Below are 18021 nucleotides of genomic sequence, written 5' to 3'. Positions count from 1 at the left end.
AGGTAAACGTACTAAGATTTATAATGATTTTCGTATAACCATACGCGTAAAAGTGAAACCAGTTGATCCATATCTACAGGTTTGCTAATGTAATCTGAAGCACCAGCGGCAATGCACTTTTCGCGATCACCCATCATGGCTTTTGCAGTTACGGCTAAAATAGGCAGATTTCTATATTTCTGATTTTGTCTAATTGCTGAAGTGGTTTCATAACCATCCAGTTCAGGCATCATCATGTCCATTAAAACTACATCAATATTTGAGTTTTCATCTAATAACTTCAGGGCTTCCTTACCATCTATTGCGGCCACTACATTCATTTGATGTTGCTCTAAAATTTTAGTTAGAGAGAAAATATTTCTAACATCATCATCCGCTACCAGAACTGTTTTCCCTTTCAATACATCCTGTAGTTCAGAAAATTTTTGAGGTACTTTTCGTTGTTCCTTGTTTTTTTCTTCTATCAAATGAAGGAATAAACCCGCTTCATCCAATATTCTCTGGTAAGAATGTGCAGTTTTAACCACAATGGAATCTGCATACTGCTTAATCCTGTTTTCTTCACCCTTTGATAAATTCTTACCAGTAAAAATAATAATCGGAAGGTTTTCTAAACCGGGTGTTTTCTTTACCACTTCGAGTGTTTCATAAGCATGTTTATCCGGGATACCCATATCCAGAATAACACAGTTTACATCTGGTTTATGCAAGGCAGAAACACTTTCTCCTACCTGATTAACAATCTCAGTTTGAATATTGAAATTACTTAAGAAATAGCTCAGCGCTTTAGCATGTTGTTCATTTTCCTCCACAATTAAAACTTTTTTAGGGTGGCGACTCAGTGCATGCTCCAGTTTTGAAAAGATTTCCTGCATGTGCTCAAAGGCAAATGGCTTGTTGATAAAATCTACTGCACCTTTTAACAAGCTTTCTTTTTTTACCTGTAAGGATGACATAATGTGAACAGGAATCGGTCGCGTTTCCGGGTCAGATTTTAATTCTTCCATCACCTGCCAGCCATCTTTTACAGGCAACTGAATATCAAGCAATATGGCAATAGGCTTGTAGGCCTTAGCCATCTCAATACCTACGTCTCCACGTACCGCAACCAGACCCTTATAATTTCTTTTTCGGGTAAAATCCAGCAGCATTTTAGCAAAAGGCGTATCATCCTCTACAATCAAAATCACTTTATCACCCACCACAATACTATCCCGGTCATCTTCAATTTCCTGAGGAATGTTATTTACCGTTAAGTAATTTACTTTTGCAACAGGTGCCTCTACTGGCGGAATATAGGTTTTTTCAACAGGCTGAACAGCACCTTCAAAGCCTTTATTTTTATCTATCGGCAATGTTAGGGTAAATACGCTGCCTTCATTCTCTTTACTTTTTAAATCAATAAAGCCGCCTAAAAGTTTCGCAAGTTCTCTGCTGATGGATAAGCCTAAACCTGTTCCGCCAAATTTGCGGCGGGTAGATCCATCAGCTTGTTGAAAAGCCTCAAAAACCATGGCCTGTTTATCTTGCGGAATCCCTACACCTGTATCGGTTACTTCAAAAATGAGGGCATTTAGTTTTTCATTCTTCGTGATGTTAAATTTGACAGAACCAGCAGATGTAAATTTAATTGCGTTTGATAGTAAATTTTTAATAATCTGCTCCAGGCGCATTTTATCTGTATGAAAATATTCAGGAACATCTTCTGCACTGCTAATGATCAACTCAAGAGATTTTTCTTTTGCCAATGGATTAAATAATGAACGCATATTCAACGCAACATCGCTCACTTTAACATTGGTCCGGTCAAGCTCCATTTTACCAGCCTCAATTTTAGATAAATCCAGAATTTCATCAATCAAACTTAATAAGCCTTGTCCTGAACTCTGAATTACCTCAGCATATTCCTGGTGCTCCTTATCCATCTCTTCATTTTCTGCCATTAACCTCGACAACAACAATATGGAGTTTAATGGTGTACGCAGCTCATGTGACATGTTCGCTAAAAATTCCGATTTATACCTGGTACTTAATTCCAGTGCCTCAGCTTTTTGCTGTATCTCTGCATTTCTAACCTCAATCAGCTCATTTTTCTCTTCAAGTAAACTGCTTCGCTCCTCAAGTTCCTGATTGCTTTGTAATAACTCTTCCTGTTGCACCCGCAACTCTTCTTCAGAGGCCTGCAGCTTTTGTGCCTGGGCCTCAAGTTCAGCATTCATGCCTTCCAACTCATTGTGCTGTACCTGTAATTCTTCAGATTGTGCTTGGGTTTCTTCTAATAATTGTTGTAGCTTTTGCCTATTTTGTGCACCTAATAATGCAGATCCAATGTCTGATAAAATCAGATTTAAGAAATGCAGCTGTAGATCCGAAAGGGGCTTAACTGTGCCCAGTTCCAAACCTCCAATGGAAATTCCGTTTCGGATAATTGGTAATACAATCAACTGTGCTGGTTTTATATTTCCTGTTGCATGGGTGATGGTTAACTCGCTTTGTGGAACATCATCTATAATAATGGACTTGCCAGATTTTACAGCCTGTCCAATTAAGCCTTGCCCTAATTCAATAACAGGTAAAAGATTTTGTCCTTCCAGCGCATATTTACCCTTTAAATGTAAATATCCATCATCTTTAAATAAATAAACAGCTCCAATCTGACTTTTAGTATAGGTAACCAAAAACTCAATAATATCATCTGCCAGGTGAAAAACATCTTTCTCACCAACCATTTTTACATTTAGATTGGCCACTCCGGTTTGTAGCCATTCGTTTTCTGCGAGCGTATCAAAAGATTTTTTTAGTGATGAAGACATTGCATTTAATGATCCGGAAAGTTCACCAATGTCATCACTGGATTGAGCGTCTAGTAAAACGCCATAATTACCTCCAGAGATTTGATGTGCAATCTCTTTAATGGCGATAATACGCCTTTCCATTTCATTTTTCTTGTCTTCAATTTCTTGCTGAAGCTTAACACGCTCATCAAAATCAACTGATACTTTTCTGTAAAAGAATAAAGTAATTAATATGGCCAGAAAAGCAGCGACCATAATTAACACAGGTGTATAGGAAGTTAACTTATTAAGCTCTTCAGTACGTTCATTCAACAACCTTCTTTCTTCTCTAACCATTCTATTTACAGCAGAACGGGCTTGATCCATATAGGTTTTGCCCTGAAGAAGAACCGTAGGATCTATTTTACCACCAAGAGATTTAATTTCTATTGTGGAGGTAATAATATTTAAACGTTTAATGAGTATTTCTCTAAGTTCTGCAATGGTTTTCTGCTGTGCAGGATTATCTTTAGTAGCACCGGCAATAGTATCGAGGGTTCTAGCGGCAAGGTCACGAGAACCATTATAAGGCTCCAGAAATAATTTGTTACCAGTGAGCAGGTAACCCCTTTGCCCGGTTTCAGCATCTTTAAGGGTAGAGATAACGCCTTCCAGGTTTAAGATAACCTGATCACTATGTTTCACTAGTTCAGTGCTCCTGATGAGGTTACGAATGCTCACATATGAAGCGAGTGAACTGATAAAAAGAATAATAAGCGACAAGCCTAAGCCTAAACGTAGATTATTTTTCAGGGTGGTTTTCATTAATATATTTTAGAGATCTTAGATTTGATTGTTACTCGCGGTTTCTTCAGTAATGGGGATGATAAAATAAAATTCAGAACCTTCATCCGGCACGCTGTTCACGCCAATTTTGCCGCCATGCCTGCTAATAATTTCTGAACAAATATACAAGCCAATACCTAAGCCATTAAAGCGGTTGCTATGTTCTTCTACCCGATAAAATTTGTCGAAAATCTTGGCCTGCTGTTCTTTAGAAATCCCTATTCCGAAATCTTTTACGGCCAGATAAAGACTACCATCTTTGATATTAATGGTAACATTTACCTGATTGGTTCCCGGGGCATATTTAATGGCATTGGTTATGAAATTAATTACAACTTGCTCCAGCCGCATTTCATCTCCGTAAACATCTTCATTGGTTTTCCCAAGTTTGTTTATTGTGAAACCTGGGTTTGATTGCTGCAGCATTTCTATGGCATTACTCACCATATTATCAGCACAAAAATGCTGCATGTTAAACTTCATTTTACCACTTTCAATCTTCGATATATCAAGTAAATCAACGATCAACTCATTTAATTTCTCCAGCTGAACACTAGCTTTTGCCAGATGGCTTTGCGCCATGGTTTTATCATCCTTATTTAAGCTACGCTGCAGCAGCTGAATGTATCCTTTTACACTGGTTAAAGGTGTTTTAAGCTCATGGCTGGCAATACTGATAAATTCGTCTTTTTTGTTTTCTGCCTGCTTACGAAATTCGATTTCTTCAAGAAGTTTTTCCTGCACCTCATTGAGCTTTCTGCTTTGCTCATAAATGCGATAAAATGTTTTGATTTTAAGTAGCAGTACATTAATATCAACAGGTTTAGTGATATAATCTAATCCGCCGCTCAGATAGCCTTTTGTAATAAATTTAAGTTCGGTATTAACAGCTGAAAGGAAAATAATGGCCGTGTCTTTTGCTTTGCTGAAACCAGAAATGGCTTCTGCAACCTCAAAACCATCCATATCAGGCATCTGCACATCCAGAATAATCAGGACGTAGTTATTTTTTAAAACTTTTTTTAGTGCATCTTCACCTGATGATGCGGTATCAACCTCAAAATTATGTGCCTGGAGTACTTTTTGTAACGAAATCAGGTTTTCAGGCCTGTCATCAACGATAAGGATCATTTTATATTATACAAATGAAAGCATGAAATAATTATGTTTGGTTCAGATACAAAAGATCTTAAAATGTATACGAACAATCATTCACCAAGAAATGTTTTACTTATTTATAAATTACTTGAATTAAAGGTATCACCTTGTTTAATATCGCCTGTTTCAAAACCCTTTTTAAACCAGAACATGCGTTGTGCCGAAGTACCGTGTGTAAAGGAATCAGGCTGCACATCTCCTGTGGCCTGCTTTTGTAATTTATCATCGCCAATAGCGTTTGCTGCAGTTAAAGCTTCCTCGATGTCTCCTTCTTCCAGTTTAAAATCTTTCAAATTCTGAGCGTTGTGTGCCCAAAGACCGGCAAAAAAATCAGCCTGCAATTCCAATTTTACAGATAACCTGTTATATTCTTTCTCACTTACATTGCCACGAGCCTGATCTAGTTTTTCAGAAATCCCTAATAGGTTCTGAACGTGATGACCTACTTCATGTGCAATCACATATGCCTGAGCAAAATCACCAGCAGCACCAAAACGGTTTTTTAAATCATCATAAAATGATAAATCGATATAAACTTTATGATCTCCCGGGCAGTAAAACGGACCTACATCTGCACTTGCATTTCCACAAGCTGTTTGAACACCTTCTCTAAACAGTCTTAATTTTGGATATTCATATTGCTTACCCATTTCCTGAAACTGTTTATCCCAAACTTGTTCGGTAGATTCCAGAACACCAGATACAAATTTTCCTTGTGCATCATCTGCCGGTACGCCTTGCTTTACTTCCTCTGTTCCTGCAGATGCAGGAATCTGACTCACAACGCCTGAAAGGTCTTTTCCAAATATTAAACCGAGTACAACGATTACAATACCTATTCCTCCACCGAGAATAGTTTTACCTCCACCCCCACTTCTTCCATCTTCAACATTGTTACTGCCTTTACCAAACCACTGCATAATTTTATTTTTTATTTATATGAATAACCTTGTATTCACATATTTGTTACGCTAAAGTAGAAAATTTTTTAGGCAAAATCTTTGGCTAACAAATTAGATACAAAAAGAGCCACACTGAATGAGTATGGCTCTGCTAACATTCACATCAAAAATTAATGATTAAAAACTTCAATTGCTTTTGAAATTCTGTTTTTTGTTTCTTCCACACCCAATAAAACAGCAATATCAAAAACACCCGGCCCAAATTTTCCACCTACCAACATAATCCGGAAAGGCAACATCAATTCGCCGGGCTTAAATCCCTTTTCTGCCGCCAAAGCTTTGAAAGACTCTTCTGCTGAAACGGCATCATTAAGGGAAAAAGTTTCAGAAAATGTATTAAAAAATTCAGCTTTTTCTGGCGTCCATTTTGGTTTAACAGATGCTACATCATATTCTTTCGGATTTGTAAAAAAATATCCGCTTTGTGCTACAAAATCTGGCAGCAAATTGCAACGGTCTTTTATCAAGTCGATTATGGTATTTAAGAATTTATCATCACTCACTTCAATGCCAGCTTTTTGCAATTCAGCTCTTACGCCTGGCGATAAAAGTTCAGCACTTTGTGTTTTAATCCACTCATGATTATACCATTTGGATTTTTCAAAATCGAACTTTGCCCCGGCTTTACTGATTCTATCGATAGAGAATTTTTCTTCCAATTCTTTTAATGAAAATAATTCCTGATCAGTTCCGTCATTCCATCCTAACAAGGCCAGCATGTTTACGAAAGCTTCAGGAAGAAATCCCATTTCTTTAAATCCATTAGTAGTGTCTCCAGTTTTAGGATCCGTCCAGTTCATGGCATACACCGGAAAACCTAAACGATCTCCATCGCGTTTGCTGAGTTTACCATGACCATCGGGTTTTAGAATCAAAGGTAAATGTGCCCAGGCGGGCATATCACTCTCCCATCCCAAATATTTCCACAATAAAATATGTGTTGGCGCTGAAGGTAACCATTCTTCTCCTCGGAAAGCATGAGTAATTTCCATGGCCTTATCATCAACCACAACGGCTAAATGATAGGTAGGCATGCCATCTGCTTTTAACAAAACCTTGTCATCAACCAATGAAGTTTCGAAACTAACATCACCACGAATTAAATCGTTAAAATGCACAATTTCATTTTCAGGTACTTTGATGCGAATTACATGTGGTGTTTTTGCTGCCAACAAATCTTCTACTTCACTAATGGTTAATGTTAAAGAGTTGCGCATTTCCATCCTTGTAGACTGACCATACTGAAAATTAGGAGTGTCTTTCCGTTTTGCATCCAACTCTTCAGGAGTATCAAAGGCATAATAGGCATAACCATCACTAATTAATTGTTCTGCAAATTTTCTATAGCTTGGTTTACGTTCGCTCTGGCGATATGGGCCGTAATTACCTGGATTTGCAGGGCTTTCATCTGGTGTAATGCCACACCAGTTTAAACAGTTTACAATATATTCTTCTGCACCTTCTACAAAACGATTTTGATCGGTATCTTCCACACGCAGTACAAAAGTTCCATTGTTTTTTCTGGCAAACAAATAATTGAATAAAGCCGTGCGAACACCGCCTAAATGCAGGCCACCTGTTGGACTTGGGGCAAATCTTACTCTAACTTTCTTATCCATAATTAAGCATCGAGCATAGTGTATATGCGCTTAGAGCATGGTGCACTCCTTACTCTAAGCGCATATACACTATGCTCGATGCAAAGATATGTTTTTCATCCATTTTATATGATTTCATCTGTGATGAATCTATCATAATTGCCTTTACATTTATGAAAAAGCATAATGGTTTTCTGTTTTTTTCGTTTTGTTATTGTAATTTGGCTACCCAAAGCATGAACCCTTATCAAAAGAAACGCCGCTGGAAGTTTTTCCTTCTCATATTCGCAATCCTAATTGGCATTGCATCAGTGTTTTACACCGATTCTTTTGTAAAAAAAATGGAACGTGAGGAGGCCAATCAATTTCAACTTTGGGTAAAGGTTCAGGAAAGATCCATGTTGTTAATGGATAATGATAACTTTCGTGAGGTGGTGGAGAGTGTTAGAAAAAACACCAAAACACCTGTTATCGTGGTAGACTCTTCTCAAAACATCACTACTTATTTTGGTTTAGATTCTACCAAAACGAATTATGCAACGGATACTACACTTGCTTATGATAGTTTGTATTTCGTTCATCAGTTAAGGCAAATGAGTCGCCAACACAGGCCTTTAAACATGAATATTCTAGGCAGTAGTTATCAGGCTTATTATAAAGACTCGTTCATATTAACACAGCTCCGCTATTTCCCTTATATTCAAATGGCGGTTATTTTCCTGTTCCTGCTTACTGCTTATGCGGCATTTAGCTCAGCAAGAAGGGATGAACAAGATCATGTTTGGGTAGGACTGGCCAAAGAGACCGCACACCAGTTAGGCACCCCCATATCATCCCTAATGGCATGGACCGAACTCATGAAATCTAAATTTGATGCCGAGGAAGATCCATTAATTGCCGAAATGGAAAATGATATTAAGCGCCTGGAAATTATTGCCGACCGTTTTTCTAAGATTGGCTCTAAACCCATTCTGGAAGATCATACGGTATATATTGTAGTAAGTGATTTTATCAGGTACTTTAAAGTAAGAACATCAGATAAGGTTAAATTTAGTATTTCAGGAGATGAACAGGTTCGGGCCTTGTTAAATATTCCCTTATTTGACTGGGTGATTGAAAACCTACTTAAAAATGCAGCGAATGCAATTGAAAATGAAGGATCTATCTCCATCAACATCATTGAAAATTTAGCTAAAGAACAGGTTTTTATCGATGTGACTGATACTGGAAAAGGTATTCCTCGATCTAAATTTGATGCCGTGTTCCAACCTGGCTACACCACCAGAAAGCGTGGCTGGGGATTAGGTCTTTCGTTAACCAAAAGAATTGTGGAAAATTACCACAGCGGAGAAATCTTCGTAAAAGACTCTGAAGTGGGTAAAGGGACAACTTTTAGAATAATATTAAAAAGCAGCTTAAGATATGAACCGACCACAGCCTAATGAATACCCGATCTGGGCCGAAGCTTACATTAACAAAGTTAACCAGGATATTTTTCAACTGTTAGAAGAACAGGCGATTAGCATTCCGGATTTATTTAGAAGAAATAAGGAAAAAGAAAACTATGCTTATGCTGAAAATAAGTGGACATTGAAAGAAATGCTTGGCCATATCATCGATTGCGAACGTATTTTTGCTTTCCGCATTACCTGTTTCGCCCGAAATGAAAAGCAGCCTTTGCCAGGGTTTGATGAAAATGACTATGTTGCTAATGCCCGCTTTAATGAGCGCAATTATGAAGATCTTATTGAAGAGTTTGCTGTACTCCGAAAAGCAAATCTTTACTTGTTTCGAAATTTAAATGATGAAAAACTTCATCGGTCAGGGTTGGCATCAGGCAGGGAAATTAATGTAAAATCGATATTGTTTGTTACAGGCGGACATATTATACACCATGTTGAAATCCTAAAAGAACGTTATTATGTGGTTTAAAGAATTTACAGTGGAGGATTTGAACAATCGCCCTAAAAATCACATTGGCGGCTTGCTCGACATTAAATTTACAGAAATTGGTGCAGATTTCATCATCGGCACCATGCCTGTTGATGAACGCACTCACCAACCAGCCGGTATTTTACATGGTGGTGCCTCTGTGGTTTTAGCAGAAACTTTAGGGAGCATTGCTTCCTATATGTGTATCGACCCGGAAAAACATGTAGCAGTGGGATTGGAAGTAAATGCAAATCACCTTAGGCCTGTAAAAAGTGGATTGGTAACCGGGATATGCAAAATTATTCATCGTGGGGCTAAAACCCACATCTGGGATATCAAACTTTATGATGATCGAGGTAAAATGAATTGCATCAGCCGCTTAACGGTTGCGATTATTAATAAACCACAATAAAAGTTTTCGGATTGCATTTTACATTCCAAAAACTTTTTGTTTAAACAGCTTATTTAACAGGCTGGTGATCTATTGCTTTCTTTTCAATAATGAAGGATGTGATTAATCCAAGGCCTCCAAAAATACCTAAAAAGCCAAAGTAAATGGCAACTGCCTGGCCTTCTTCAGCATGGGTCATATCCGGACCAAAAACACCTTTTACCGTAAATAGTGCTACTAAAAGTCCGATTCCTAAACCAACCATTAATAAACCGAACTTTAAACTTAGGTAAGGCTTTGGTGCAGATTTTGAAACACCAGGATGAATGCCACGTTCGATCATAGCCATTTTTTCTTTATTTGATAAATAGCGGATTCCAAAAACCATTGCGAATGTGCCTAGGAATATTGACATTGGGACTAATACTGCTTCCATAATAATATTTTTTTTATATGTTAATTAAGTTTCTTTTATTTTGAACCGTGTTCTGTATTATATGACAACACACTTTTAAATCAGGTTACACCATTGCATAAAAAAATAATAGCTTTATAAATCTTGTATCAGCAACTAAAAAATATAGAAATTTTTAATTCATTAAGTGATGATTCCCTACATGAGTTTGCGAAACATGCTCAAGATGTTAATTACCCAAAAGGAACGATATTAATTCGTGCTGACCGGGTAGAGCCACATTTTTATGTGCTGCAAAGTGGCATCGCCAGGGCTTATTCAGACGGCGAAAACCAGCAAATCACTTTCTGGTTTGGCGAAAGCGGCAATGTGCTCTTTTCTTTTAATAGTTACATTAACAATAAACCGGGTTACGAAAACATCGAATTATTGGAAGATTGCAGATTGATTCAAATTAAACTAGCTGATTTATTTAGTCTCTATAACGGTAACACAGAAATAGCAAACTGGGGCAGAAAAATAGCCGAACAGGAATTGATTGCTACAGAAAGACGGTTAATAGACCGATCTTTTAAAGGTGCAGCAGAGCGTTATCAGGATTTTGTAAAACAATCACCAGCACTACTTAAACGCGTTGCCTTAAAGCATATCGCTTCTTATTTAGGTGTTACTCAAGTTACATTGAGTAGAATAAGAGCAGGAAAATAATTCGTTTTTTAACAAATGTAAAAGGATGCTTAAAATGTGGCTGGTACCTTTGTTAAAACACATTTTACATGAACTGGATCATTTTAATTGTAGCCGGACTTTTCGAAGTTGGCTTTACCACTTGCCTACAGCTATCTAATAATTTTACGAATATAAAGTGGACCGCAGCATTTATAATCTGCATTGGCCTGAGCTTTCTTTTGCTGAATAAGGCAACTCTAATGCTTCCAATGGGTACAGCTTATGCCGTATGGACGGGTATTGGTGCCGTTGGAACGGTAATCGTAGGGATTATCTATTTTAATGAACCGGCGACATTCTGGCGAATATTTTTTATTTGTACTTTAATTGGCTCTATTGCCGGGTTAAAGTTTTTTGCGGCCCATTAACTTCATCTCATTTTAAATCTGCGAACCTTTTCTACCAAATCTGCTGGAGAAAACGTTTGAAATTATCCCGCTGATTTCGGAGACTCCGCAGATTAGCTAAGCATATCATCGCGAAGCCAGAAGTCGGCGACGTGTAAATATAAAAATCCTCTGTAACCTCATCATCATTATGGTAGTCTTACCAAAAGAATGACGCAGGAAATTACAGACTTAATGCTGATCGAAAAGATATTGAACGGGCAAACCGATCAATACTCCTTGTTGGTTAAACGCCATCAGCGATTTGTATTTACACTTGCCCTCCGTTTCGCAAAAAATAGAGAAGATTCAGAAGAGATTGCACAAGATTGTTTCATTAAAGCCTATAAAGCACTTGGCACTTTTAAGCAGACCTCAAAATTTAGTACTTGGCTATATACCATTACTTATACTACAGCCATGACCTTTTTAAGAAAAAAACAGTTGGATACCTTATCAATAAGTGATGATCAAACATTTATCCAACTGGAAAATCATACTTCTGGGTTTATGGCTAATGGATATGAGAAAATAGATAGTTATAAATTCTTAAACCAGGCGATTACACAATTGGCTACAGACGATGCAGCAATTATAACTCTATTTTACCAGGGCGAACAAAGTCTGGAAGAAATTGGTATAACCTTAGGTATGGCTTCAAATACCATAAAAGTAAAGCTGCACCGGGCCAGACAGCGGTTAAAGGAAAAATTACAATATTTGTTAAAGGATGAAGTAAAGGAACTATTATGAATACAATAGAACAACAACTTTGGGATTACATTGATGGAAATTTAGATGAAACTCAAGCAAGTGCCATCAAGGAAAAAATAGATACTGATGCTGAAGTTAAAAATCAGTATGAAGAATTGGTACGCTTTAACCTCACTTTTGATAAAATAGAACTCGAAGAACCCTCCATGTCTTTCACCAGAAATGTGATGGAAAACATTGCGTTTGAACCTGAGCCAATAGCGATGAAAACAAAGGTTGATAAAAGGATTATTTATAGTATTGGTAGCTTTTTCGTACTCTCTGTACTAATATTATTTGGCTACGTACTTTATAACTCAAATCTAACCATGCCTAGTTTTGATCAGAAAATTAATTTCAGCTTCAATTTAGATAAATACATCACACCTACCATGGTTTATAGCTTCTTATTTGCGGATCTGGTTATTGGACTAATTTTCCTTGATCAGTTGTTAAGGAAAAAAACAAGTCAAAAGTAAGAAAGCTTAATAGCTCCAGCAGATCAAAATGATGCCCGAAATCTGCTGGAGCTCAGCAAGATAAATTTAACCTAGAGTTTTTAAAATTTCCAGTCCTTTTGGCCAAGTACCAAAACCGGCATCAGCATTAATATGCCCTACATTACCAATATTAATAAATTCGCTACCCCATTTTTCAGCAAAAAATGCAGCCCTTTCTATGCTTACCCATTCATCATTTGTACTGGCGACTACGATGGTTTTAAAATTAATTTTATCCAACGTTACATGGTCAAAGCCAATAGTATCGAAGGTATATTTCGGTGCTTCCAAATCACTTGGCGCTACTAATAGAGCGCCTTTAATTTTCTTTTGATAGTGTTTGGCCCAATTGGCAATGGCTGTACAGCCAAGGCTATGGCCAATTAAAACAACTGTAGATAAATCATACCCAGATAATGCTTCCTCTATGTTTGTAATCCAATCACTTGATGTGGGTGTTTCCCAATCCGTCTGCTCAATTCTAATGAAATTTTTGCCTGAGTTTTCGAAGTGTGTTTGCCAATGATCAGGGCCTGAATTGCCCAAACCAGGAATAATAAAGTAATTCGTCATATAAAATAGCAGTTATAGGCCCTTCTTTTAAACGAAGTGCTTTTATTAAAATGGTTTGGAACAAAAAAAAGCCTCGACTGAGATCGAGGCTTTTTTGTAAATATGATAATAAATTAAATTACTTTCACATTAACGGCATTTAAGCCTTTTTTACCGTTAGCAACTTCGTACTGTACTTTGTCGTTTTCACGGATTTCGTCGATAAGACCTGTTGAATGAACAAAAATTTCGCTATCGCCGTTAGCAGGTACGATAAAGCCAAAACCTTTAGTTACATTGAAGAATTTTACTGTGCCTTCTTGCATTGTATTAAATATTAAAATTAAGTCTGCAAGGTAAGTTTTAATTTTTAAAATCAAAATAAATTTTAACATTTTTTTAACGTTAAAATTTTGTAAACACCAGATTACTAAGGCTTTTTAATTGCCTTACCCACAATCATAACCGTAATTTCACTATTATGTGGAATTCCAAGGGTAGTTCCAGGAATAACATTAAAAAGGTTTCTAATATAAATATCTGCTACGCCCTGCATCATTCTTTTTTTCCCTTCTACTGCATCAGGCAAAACACCATTTACATTAACAATTCTCATTGTTCCGGTGTAGTCTACAACAGCCAAACATTCATAGGCAAAATCCTTATAAGCGCGTTGAATTTCGATTCGATATTGAGGGAACATATAATCGTAAGCCGCTGTTCTTTTCTGTAGTTTATCTACCGTACTAAACTTTTCAACTTTCACAATCTTGCTCTTCGGTATAAACTGAACAGGCACCCTGGCAGCAAAGGCTGCTGTACCCGTACGATTAACCTCGTCTGATCGTTTTTTAATAAACAAGGTGTCGGCTTTTGATGGTTTCCGCAAGGCTGATGCTGTTGTTTTCAATTTATTTTTGATGTAGGTCTGCGCATAAAATGTCATGTTTACATCCGAACGGATATCATCGGCAATTACCCGCCCATCTACCTGAATGCGTTGGAAAACCAGGCTATCTTTACTGATGTGTTTCACCTTAAAAAACTCTTCAGCAAAATTATAAACGTTACCATGATCATATTGTAGATAAAATTTCTGCATTTTTTGCTTCTGTGGACTCCAGGCCATCATGGTATCTTCTGCCGCCACCTCAATAATCCATGAGGGTTCCTGCATAAAACCTTCTTTATTGAAAGACAGGTTATCGCTAAATCGACGTTTTACTTCTTCAAACCGGATTCCTTTCACAGGCGCAAAACTGAAGTCTCTTAAAGTCGCATCATTTTTTTTAGACCGCGAATTGCATGCGGATAAGATCAATACGATGAAAAAGAGTTTTAGAATATTTTGAATCATTGGCGCTAAAATAATTATTTCTTTTTAACCAACACCACATTAGCTACTTTACGCTGCCCTTCATGGTCCCATTTTTTATTATCTGATGGATAGTTAACCACACCATAATCTGGCATTCCATCAACCCATAGGGTCGTGGAGCCGCCACCATCAAAATTAATAGCATCGGTGCAACCCAGCCATTTCATAAAACTTGTTAACTCCATTAAACTCATACCTGCCGAATTTTCATTTCTACCATCAACTGTTAACAAAATTACACGGCCATTTGGTTTAATTCCCAGGCAGGTTCTCGGATGGCGAAGGCGAGTGAAAGAAGTGGTGTCCAACACTTCATTTTGGTTATTATACCTTAATAACGGACCATTTAGCAAAACATTTTGCGCTGTTAATTTTGTTTCCCAATCTTCAGAACCATCCCACTTTTTAATGGCCAGTATTCCATGATCAATTACCACACCTGCTTGTTGATGCTTTGCCCGGTTACCCTTCTTATCTAACCTGTTGGTGTTAATAATCTTCCCATTAAGGCGAACATAATCAACCGACCCACCATCTTTCACATCAAAAAAATTACCGTTTATGGCAACTATTGCGGTGTCTCTTACACCAAAATCGCTGGTGGTAATTAATTCTTTCTCCTCAGCACCTAATGCAAAAACTATTTTTCTGCCTGAATTCTTGATCTCGACAAAAGAAATATTTTCATTTGATCCGAAAAGATTTTGATGGTTAAAATGATGCCTGAATAATTTTACTTGTCTGGCAATCCTGGTTTTCTGCCATTTGGTTTTAACTACTGTTAGTGAATCTGTTTCCTGAGCTATACTATATAATCCAAAAAGCAATAAAACGATGGCAAGGGATGATTTTTTCAACATACGATTCAATTTTCGTAAAAGTATGAATTGTGTTAAAACTCAGATTAAGGCATTAATAATTCTATAATAACTTATTAACCTAAAAAACGGAGTAACCAACTTAGTGATTGACTCCGCTTTCTGAATGATGGAATGACTGAATTAGTGAATTATAGAATGATTGGCAAAGTAACATCCCAATTCAATAATTCAATCATTTATTTTTTTGGATCTAAAATATCTTTGATTCTGATATTCAAATCTTCATAATGTGCTTTTGATATCGCATCACCTGCAGCTGATCTGGCTTTTGTAGTGGCTAATAATAATTTCAGTTCTGCCCTAACCAATGGCCTGATATCAGATAAACCTACATTAACTGGTGTTAAGCCATATCCCGCAGCATAATCAACTGGTAATCCTACCGGAAGCTCAGCTTCTTTGGTCATCAGGTTTTCCAATTGATCTACATATGCACGCTGCAAATTCCGTTTAAATGCATCGGCTCTGCCTGTGGCAAATACAGAAGTTCTTAAATCGGTAAATAATTGTGGCATAGTGTAGGCCTTCGCAGGTCCGTTTTTTGTTTCATTATCCAGCAAACGGGCCAGGCGTGGCGCAGATAAAAGATTTCCTAAGGTATTAGTCTGAACCGCTTTAATGCGGTTTAACAATACGCCATTATCAAATTTATTTAATTGTTCATTGCTGATTAGCCATAAAGGGGTAGTAAACAATTGCTGATTGAAAAAAGTAACCGCTTCTTTTTGCTTTGCTTTTGGCAGATAGGCATAAACAGGACCTGATTGATCATACGTTTTAAAGTTTTCACTTAAGCCACCAACATTTGTTGTTACATGCCCCATGTAGCGATTAAACTGACCAATAATTTCATTGTAGATTTCTTTTAAATCGCTGTAATCCTTTCCTTTCTGGTAAGTCCATTTTTCTACATTTGGCAAAATACGTTTCAGGTTGGCAATACCATAAGTACTGGCTTTCATGGCATTATCGCCCAGATCTTCGCTTTGTAAACGCGGATCTAAGCTTGTTCCCTGGCGGCCGTAAAAGTATAATGGATTGCCTGCATTTTTTAACACCCATTGGTTTAAAATTTCCTTTTCCTGCTCGGCTGTTTTATTTCCTGGAATCCATGAATACCCCCATTTAATGGCCCACTTGTCATACTCACCAATTTGTGGGTGTAATTTTGTTACGCCATCACCCGGTTGGGCAATATAGTTGAAACGGGCATAATCCATAATTGAAGGTGCGGTTCCATGTTTATCTGTAAAGGTTTTTGATCGCAATGAATCTACCGGATAAGCATAACTCGATCCAAAATTATGTGGCAAACCTAAGGTATGACCAATTTCGTGCGATGATACAAAACGAATCAATTCGCCCATTTGTGCATCAGAAAACTTGGCCTTACGTACATCAGGGTTTATTGCTGCAGTTTGTACAAAATACCAGTTGCGCAACAGGTTCATCACATTATGATACCAACCAATGTGGGTTTCCAAAATCTGCCCGGTTCTCGGATCGCTCACATGAGGCCCATAAGCATTTGCAATATCAGATGCGAAATAACGTACAACAGAATACCGTGAATCTTCTACGCTAAACTGCGGATCTTCTTGTGGGGTTGGCGCTTGCTTACCAATAATCGCATTTTTGAAGCCCGCAGCTTCAAAGCCGGCCTGCCAGTCATTAATGCCTTGAATTAAGTAGGGTACCCATTTTTTTGGTGTAGCAGGGTCAATGTAAATAATAATCGGTTTTACCGGCTCAACCAACTCGCCCCTCATGTACGCAGCAGTATCTTTTGGAACTAAATTCCAGCGGTGAATATAAGCTGTTCGCTCTGCCTTCTGTGCATCAGTTCCGTAATCAAGCTGTGATTGCCCAAAGTAACCCACACGGCTATCCATAATTCTGGCTTTTACGGGAGTTTTAGGCAATAATAACATCGAAGTATTAAATTCAAATGTTACCGCACCATTACTGTTATCTGTTGGTGATTCTGCAGCCTTATAAGTTTTAGCCGTTTTAACTTCAATATTAATCGGAAAAGTTTTAACGGTATCAATGTAAGAACGGGTTGCATCATATGCAATAACTTTATATGCCTTACGGATTTGGTCTGTAGCACCAATCGCCATAATATCACCATTATAAAAATCGGTCACATCAATTACCACACCTGTAGTATCCTTATTTAAGGCTTTAATTTCAAATCCAGCCAAAATCTGATCCAGGTTTGAATTTTTAACCGACTCATACATATCACTATTTGGATCTGCTTTTGTAGCATAGCTTGGCACACGGATATAAACCTGTTTGCCTTTACGCTCCCATTTCCAAACCTGTTCGTTTAATTCTTCCCCGCCATATTGCTGATTGCCAACTTTTACACCTACTGGTGACTTTGCCAAACGGGTAACCACCAGCATTTCCCGGTTAATTAAACTATCAGGAATTTCAAAATACCACTTATCCTCAACCTTGTATGTTTTAAATAAACCATTGGTGGTTATGGCTTTAGCCGTAATAATTTCAGCAAATGGTTTGATGCCATCTTTTTTTGGTATTGCTGCCGAAGTAGCTGTTGCCGGAACGGCAGGGCTAGTGGTGCCTTTTTTGTTTTTCTTTTGTGCGTATACTGAATTTGATCCTGCCAAACCAAGTGCAACCATACCCGCAAAAGCAAGTACGCTAAGTTGTTTTTTCATTGATGTGTGATATGATATAATAGAGCCCGAAGTTAGAGGCTTGTTACAGCATAATCCAACGTGTAACTAGAAA

At 37.5% G+C, this 18021-nt stretch carries 17 protein-coding genes; 7 read left to right on the top strand and 10 right to left on the bottom strand.

Features of this window, described 5'->3' with window-relative positions:
• Window positions 1–11: 11 nt before the first annotated feature.
• The 4 genes from AN34_RS01960 to gltX all read right to left on the bottom strand — a co-directional run bounded on the left by AN34_RS01960 (window position 12) and on the right by gltX (window position 7359).
• Window positions 12–3599 carry a response regulator gene (locus tag AN34_RS01960; protein ID WP_029281740.1) on the bottom strand — a complete coding sequence of 1196 codons (3588 nt, stop codon included), beginning with the start codon at window positions 3597–3599 and terminating at the stop codon, window positions 12–14.
• A gap of 18 nt (window positions 3600–3617) precedes the next feature.
• Window positions 3618–4751 carry a cell wall metabolism sensor histidine kinase WalK gene (locus tag AN34_RS01955; RefSeq protein WP_029281737.1) on the bottom strand — a complete coding sequence of 378 codons (1134 nt, stop codon included), beginning with the start codon at window positions 4749–4751 and terminating at the stop codon, window positions 3618–3620.
• A gap of 104 nt (window positions 4752–4855) precedes the next feature.
• Window positions 4856–5698, bottom strand: coding sequence for a neutral zinc metallopeptidase (locus tag AN34_RS01950; protein WP_029281735.1), 843 nt, complete (start codon window positions 5696–5698; stop codon window positions 4856–4858).
• Window positions 5699–5850: 152 nt separating this feature from the next.
• A complete protein-coding gene (gltX, locus tag AN34_RS01945; protein ID WP_029281733.1) occupies window positions 5851–7359 on the bottom strand; it encodes a glutamate--tRNA ligase in 1509 nt (502 codons plus the stop codon).
• Window positions 7360–7574: 215 nt separating this feature from the next.
• Between gltX and AN34_RS01940 the strand changes: the two genes are divergently transcribed.
• From AN34_RS01940 to AN34_RS01930, 3 genes are read left to right on the top strand one after another with little or no spacing between them, the layout of a single operon-like run.
• Entirely contained in the window at window positions 7575–8780 is a 1206-nt protein-coding gene (locus AN34_RS01940) for a HAMP domain-containing sensor histidine kinase (RefSeq protein WP_029281730.1), read from the top strand.
• On the top strand, window positions 8761–9270 hold the full coding sequence (locus AN34_RS01935) for a DinB family protein (RefSeq protein WP_029281728.1): 510 nt from the start codon (window positions 8761–8763) through the stop codon (window positions 9268–9270). The genes AN34_RS01940 and AN34_RS01935 overlap by 20 nt, the downstream gene beginning before the upstream one ends.
• On the top strand, window positions 9260–9682 hold the full coding sequence (locus AN34_RS01930) for a hotdog fold thioesterase (RefSeq protein WP_029281726.1): 423 nt from the start codon (window positions 9260–9262) through the stop codon (window positions 9680–9682). The genes AN34_RS01935 and AN34_RS01930 overlap by 11 nt, the downstream gene beginning before the upstream one ends.
• Before the next feature lie 49 nt (window positions 9683–9731).
• On the opposite strand, the gene AN34_RS01925 is transcribed toward AN34_RS01930, so the two are convergent.
• Entirely contained in the window at window positions 9732–10097 is a 366-nt protein-coding gene (locus AN34_RS01925) for a DUF6249 domain-containing protein (RefSeq protein WP_029281724.1), read from the bottom strand.
• 123 nt (window positions 10098–10220) lie between these two features.
• Between AN34_RS01925 and AN34_RS01920 the strand changes: the two genes are divergently transcribed.
• From AN34_RS01920 to AN34_RS01905, 4 genes are all read left to right on the top strand, one after another.
• On the top strand, window positions 10221–10784 hold the full coding sequence (locus AN34_RS01920) for a Crp/Fnr family transcriptional regulator (protein WP_029281722.1): 564 nt from the start codon (window positions 10221–10223) through the stop codon (window positions 10782–10784).
• A gap of 68 nt (window positions 10785–10852) precedes the next feature.
• Window positions 10853–11173: a multidrug efflux SMR transporter gene (locus tag AN34_RS01915; protein ID WP_029281719.1), complete on the top strand. Its 321-nt coding sequence runs from the start codon at window positions 10853–10855 to the stop codon at window positions 11171–11173.
• A gap of 189 nt (window positions 11174–11362) precedes the next feature.
• Window positions 11363–11944 (top strand): RNA polymerase sigma factor, encoded by a 582-nt coding sequence (locus tag AN34_RS01910; RefSeq protein WP_029281717.1) that lies wholly within the window; start codon window positions 11363–11365, stop codon window positions 11942–11944.
• Window positions 11941–12423, top strand: a complete 483-nt coding sequence (locus tag AN34_RS01905; RefSeq protein WP_029281715.1) for a hypothetical protein — start codon at window positions 11941–11943, stop codon at window positions 12421–12423. The genes AN34_RS01910 and AN34_RS01905 overlap by 4 nt, the downstream gene beginning before the upstream one ends.
• A gap of 66 nt (window positions 12424–12489) precedes the next feature.
• On the opposite strand, the gene AN34_RS01900 is transcribed toward AN34_RS01905, so the two are convergent.
• From AN34_RS01900 to AN34_RS01880, 5 genes are all read right to left on the bottom strand, one after another.
• Window positions 12490–13017, bottom strand: coding sequence for an alpha/beta hydrolase (locus tag AN34_RS01900; protein WP_029281713.1), 528 nt, complete (start codon window positions 13015–13017; stop codon window positions 12490–12492).
• Between the two features lie 113 nt (window positions 13018–13130).
• Window positions 13131–13322, bottom strand: a complete 192-nt coding sequence (locus AN34_RS01895; protein ID WP_025141747.1) for a cold-shock protein — start codon at window positions 13320–13322, stop codon at window positions 13131–13133.
• Window positions 13323–13426: 104 nt separating this feature from the next.
• Entirely contained in the window at window positions 13427–14353 is a 927-nt protein-coding gene (locus tag AN34_RS01890) for a hypothetical protein (protein WP_029281711.1), read from the bottom strand.
• A 14-nt stretch (window positions 14354–14367) separates the two neighbouring features.
• Complete coding sequence (locus tag AN34_RS01885) at window positions 14368–15234, bottom strand: phosphodiester glycosidase family protein (protein WP_029281708.1); 867 nt, start codon at window positions 15232–15234, stop codon at window positions 14368–14370.
• Between the two features lie 197 nt (window positions 15235–15431).
• Window positions 15432–17948, bottom strand: coding sequence for a zinc-dependent metalloprotease (locus AN34_RS01880; protein WP_029281706.1), 2517 nt, complete (start codon window positions 17946–17948; stop codon window positions 15432–15434).
• Window positions 17949–18021: the final 73 nt, after the last annotated feature.

Origin of the sequence: Pedobacter sp. R20-19 (assembly GCF_000708265.2) — a bacterium.
GTDB lineage: Bacteria > Bacteroidota > Bacteroidia > Sphingobacteriales > Sphingobacteriaceae > Pedobacter.
Note: the sequence above shows the minus strand (reverse complement) of the source record. Positions and strands in the feature narration are given on the sequence as shown.